Raw genomic sequence first — 4,730 nt, 5'->3', positions numbered from 1 at the left:
CATCCCGCACATCCACGCCCTGATCCGCCTCGACCCACCACCTGCCGACAACGACACCACCGGATCGCGTGACCCGCATTGTCACGGCCCCGCCGCCCCGTGGGGTGGTGGGGAGTCCCGCCCGATAGCCGATCAGCACACCGCCTGGTCGTCACCGATCACCGGCACCGAGCTGGCCGCCCTGATCCAGCGCGCCGCGCGTCACGTCAACATCGACGTAGCAAGCGGCGACGAGCCCGACCAGATTGTCATGCGGACGCTGCGGTTCGGCACCCAGATCGACACCCACCCGTTGACACCCGAAACGTCACTAACCGCAAGCGATTCCGAAGCCGACGACACCGCGCGCGCTACGGTATCGCGGTTGTCGCCGCGTCGGGTCGCGGCATACCTGGCCAAATACGTCACCAAATCCCTGCACGACTTCGGCATCACCGCACGGCGCCTCTCAGCAGAAGCCATCCGCGACCTCGACATCAGCGAACACATACGCGCCATCCTGGCCACCATCGCCGAACTCGCCGAACACACAGCGGAGGGAATGTCTTTGGCGGGGATCGGACGCTGGCTGCACACCCTGGGCTACCGCGGCCACATCACCACCAAATCGCGGCACTACTCAACCACCATGGGTGCCCTGCGCGGCGCCCGCGCCACCTGGACCCGTCAGCAGATGACTAAACATTCAGGGCGGCATGATGCTACACAATCCGCCCATTCCGCTGACGACGTGACAGCGAGCACAGGCGGGCGACACCAACCGATCGACACCGATCAGGTGCTGTGGGAGTTCGATCGCGCCGGGCACGCCAGCGCCGGCGACCGCGTCTTGGTCATCTCAGCAGCCCTGCGCCACATTCACGCCCGCATCGTCGGTATCACCGAATCCCGACCAGACGCCACCCGCATCCCGCCAGCGCCACGCGGGCCAGGGTGATGGCCACGACACCCCCGGCAGCGGCCGGCAACCACGATGCTGGTGCGGTCCCGTTGCATGAGCGCCCCGAGTTCATTGCGTGGCTGACCGCCTCATGTGAGCGCCAGAACGTGCCAGTCACCGTGACCGATCCGACCGTCATCGCACGCATCGCCACCCTGCTCGGAGCAAGCCACCCGGCGCGGCCCTCGGCTCACACCCGCCAAACGGGCAGCACCCGGCCGATGTCGAGGCTGCGCGACCCAGGGGTTCCCGGAGCGATGACGGCGTGATCGAGCACCGATTTGATGACTGCTTGTTGGCGGTCGATGTCCAAGCCGCCCCACTGCTGGCGTAGCAGACGCCCGGTGCCGGCCAACTCCTGCACATCAGTGGTATCGGTGGCAGCCGCGATCGCTCGGCGCGTTTCAGCGATACGAGCGGTGATCGGGTCACGCGCGGCGATCCACTCCCGCGCCGTCACGGTTCCATTCGCATACAGCGCGGCTAACTCATCCAAGCGGGTGGTGTCGGTGTCGAGCTGGGCCGACAACGCCGCCACATCGGCATCCACGCTGGCCTTGCCCGCCAGCGCATCGGCCAGCGCCGGGGAGTCCAGCCGGGTCAGCACCGCGTCCGTCAACAGCTCCTCCACGGGGTGGGCCACCACAGTCAGTCGCCCGCAGCCGCCCTGATCCGGGCCGCTCAAACACACATAGCGGCGCACCCGATTGTCCGGATTAACATGGCGGGCTTGGGAATACAACCGGTTGCCGCACCGCCCGCAGCGCAGCAACCCCGACAGCAGGTAGGTGCGCGGTGCGCGAGTCTTCGTCAACGCGCGGCCAGCCATGCGGGCCAACACCTGATCCCGCTGTACGGGGGTGATGATCGCCGGCCACGCCGCCTCACCAATCACCTGGCCGTGATGCTCACGCAGCCCGGCGATGCGCCCCGAGCAAAGGATTTGGCGCACCGCCGAGGTCCGCCACGCCTTCGACGCCGCCGGAGCCACACCAGAATCGTTGAGCCACATCGTCAATGACCGGATCGAAGCGCCCGCCAGATAACGGTCCACCATCTCACGCACCACCGCGGCCTCATCGCAACGCACCGTGACCTTGTCGGATTCGTAGCCGAACGGGCGCACCGAGCCGTGCGGCAATCCATGTTCGGCGTTCTGCAACATCTTGCGGCGGATGCGCGCGGATTTGCGCCCGGACTCTTTGGCCGCGAACGCCGCGAAAATCCGGGCCATAAACAACCCGTCATCATTTCCAAGATCAATATCGGCGGTCACCGTCGCGACATCACGCACACCCACCGACTCACACAAGGCCACGAATTCTTCCAACTCCACCGGACGCCGATGCAGCCGGTCCAGGTTGTAGACGATCACCCCATCCCGAGCACCCGATTCCAGGTCGGCCAACATCCGGGCGTACTGCCGGCGGGGCTTGCCCGAGAACGCCGACACGTCGTTGTCGACATACTCACCACCAACCGGCCAACCCCGATCAGCAGCCAGCTTGCGGCAATCCTCCAACTGCCGCGTCACGCCCAACCCAGTGCCCTCAACATCCGCCGAGATCCGGGCATAAATCGCCGCCGACCGCACCCCAACCCGCTGACTAGCCGGTTTCACCTTTGCCATAGAGGGTAGTTTAGCAACATGTTAGCTTCGTCAAGTAGTTCGGCCCCCTTGATCGGCATGAATTTTGGAACCACCCGCCAGGTGTCGGCGGCGTCGGCATGGGTTGAGCTCGAAGCCCCGCGGTTTGATGGTTAGCGATTCGGCAATGTTCAGCTTGTAGCTGTCGGTGGGTGTGAAATGGTAGCGGTGCAGCATTAGCGCCAGCGCCAGTACGGCTTCGTGCAGGGCGAACTGGCGGCCGATGCAGGCCCGTTGCCCCGTCCCGGATGGCTTGTAGGCATGCGGGGGACGGGATTTGGCTTGGCCGGGAGCGAACGAGCGAACTGGTCGGGATCGAACCGCTCGGGATCGGCCCACACCCGCGGGTCGCGGTGCAGCAGCGGCAGCAGCACCATCGCCCAGTCGCCCTTGTTCATCGGGTACCGACTACCCAGCACGGTATCGGTGCGGGCGGCCCGTAGATAGGCGGGCGCGGTCGGCCATAGCCGCAGCGCCTCGTCGAGAGCCGCGCGCACATACCGCAGTTTGGGGATATCGGTGAAGGCGGGGTCGGGCTCGTCGGTCTGGCCCCACAGTGCGTCGACCTCAGCTTGCGCTCGCGCCAAGACCTGCGGGTCTCGCGTGAGGTAGTACAGGGCGAAGGACAATGCGCCCGAGGTAGTTTCGTGGCCGGCGACCACAAAGGTGATGATCTGCCGGCGGATGTTGACCGGGTCCAAGCGGTGGCCGGACTCGGGGTGCGCGGTGCGCAGCATCCGGTCGAGCAGGTCAGGCGTGGCGGGAGCCGTGCCGCCGCCACGCGCCGCCATCACCTCGTCGACGATGCGCTCCATCGTCGCGACATCCTCTCGGTGCCGGCGGGCAGAGCCGGCCAGGACCCGGTGCACCAAAGGCGGCGGCATCGATAAGTTGGCGTAGCGCAGCGAGCGGATCATGGCGGTGACGAACGGATGCGGCCGGTCGCCGTCGAAGGAGCCGAACCGATAACCGAATCCGACGCGCCCGATGGTCTCCAACGTCAACCGCGTCATGTCGGCGCTGACGTCGACCCGCGCTCTGCGATCGGCCGCGGCGTCCCAGCGGGCCAGCAGATGGCGGGCCACCTGCACCATGGTCGGGTGGTAGCCGCTCATCGCCTCGCGGGTGAACGCCGGGGCCAGGATGTCGTGCGCCAGCTGCCAATTCGGTTCCTCGTTCTCTGCGGTAAACAGCGCGTCACCGACGATCGCGCGCAGCGCCGAAAGGTGAAACCCCGCGTATTTGGTGAAGCGGGTGTCATCGTTCAATTCTGCGACTAGGTCGGCTTCACCCACCGTGACGATCTCGGTGTCGAATATTTTGCGGACCGAGATCGGTCCCAGGTCGCGCACCTGCCGCAGCATCGACTGGATAGGTCTACTGGGATTCGTGCCCAGCACGTCGCCCAGAACCGGCAGGCGGTGCTGTCCGTTGTCGTCCTATCTGGGGCACCTGTAGCCGACCTGCGGTGCCTCAGATCAAGTGGCAATCCCGCGGGGGTGTTTTTGTCATTTGATCTGAGGCAAATCGTGTTTCGAGTTTGGTGGGGTCGGTGTTGGTCAGATCAATCGGGTGCTTGGCCACCGGGTAGCAGTTCGGCGACGAGGGCTTGGACATGGTCGGCGATGTTGTCGCGGATGCTGCGTACGGTGTCGAGGGGTTGGCCGGCGGGGTCGGGTAGTTTCCAGTCGCGGTAGGTGACGCCGGGAAAGTAGGGACAGGTGTCGCCGCAGCCCATGGTGATGACGACGTCGCTGGTTTGCACCGTGTTGGCGGTGAGCACGGTGGGGGTGGCGGCGGTGATGTCGATGCCCAGTTCGGCCATCGCGGCCACGGCCATTGGGTTGAGCTGATCGGCGGGTTCGGTGCCGGCGGAGCGGACTTCGATGCGGTCACCGGCCAGGTGGGTCATCAGCGCGGCCGCCATTTGGGAGCGTCCGGCGTTATGAACGCAGACGAACAGCACGCTGGGTTTATCGGCCATCCGCGGGAACTCCTGGGGTGGCGGCGGCGGGAGGTGAGAGTCGGGGGCGCAGGGCTAGGGAGACGTAGACCAGGCCGACCAGCACGGGCACTTCGATTAGCGGGCCGACGACGCCGGCGAGTGCTTGCCCGGAGGTGGCGCCGTAGGTGGCGATCGCT

3 protein-coding genes and 2 pseudogenes are annotated in these 4,730 nt (G+C 66.1%); 1 reads left to right on the top strand and 4 read right to left on the bottom strand.

What is annotated here, in order from left to right; all coding sequences use genetic code 11:
* Positions 1–937: replication initiator (locus tag HMPREF0591_RS25885; protein WP_007171693.1), on the top strand; the 937-nt coding region annotated here is incomplete at its 5' end.
* 193 nt (positions 938–1,130) lie between these two features.
* On the opposite strand, the gene HMPREF0591_RS25880 is transcribed toward HMPREF0591_RS25885, so the two are convergent.
* The 4 genes and pseudogenes from HMPREF0591_RS25880 to HMPREF0591_RS25870 form a co-directional block, all read right to left on the bottom strand.
* Entirely contained in the window at positions 1,131–2,570 is a 1,440-nt protein-coding gene (locus tag HMPREF0591_RS25880) for a recombinase family protein (protein WP_007171692.1), read from the bottom strand.
* Between the two features lie 30 nt (positions 2,571–2,600).
* The gene (locus HMPREF0591_RS34585; protein WP_341860235.1) at positions 2,601–2,927 is read right to left on the bottom strand and encodes a cytochrome P450; all 327 of its coding nucleotides are present in this window, start codon (positions 2,925–2,927) and stop codon (positions 2,601–2,603) included.
* Between the two features lie 26 nt (positions 2,928–2,953).
* A pseudogene (locus tag HMPREF0591_RS25875) lies at positions 2,954–3,988 on the bottom strand (cytochrome P450); the annotation flags it as partial.
* Positions 3,989–4,152: 164 nt separating this feature from the next.
* A pseudogene (locus HMPREF0591_RS25870) lies at positions 4,153–4,730 on the bottom strand (arsenate reductase ArsC); the annotation flags it as partial.

This window comes from Mycobacterium parascrofulaceum ATCC BAA-614, from assembly GCF_000164135.1.
Lineage (GTDB): Bacteria > Actinomycetota > Actinomycetes > Mycobacteriales > Mycobacteriaceae > Mycobacterium > Mycobacterium parascrofulaceum.
This window is presented reverse-complemented; position numbering and strand designations above follow the sequence as displayed.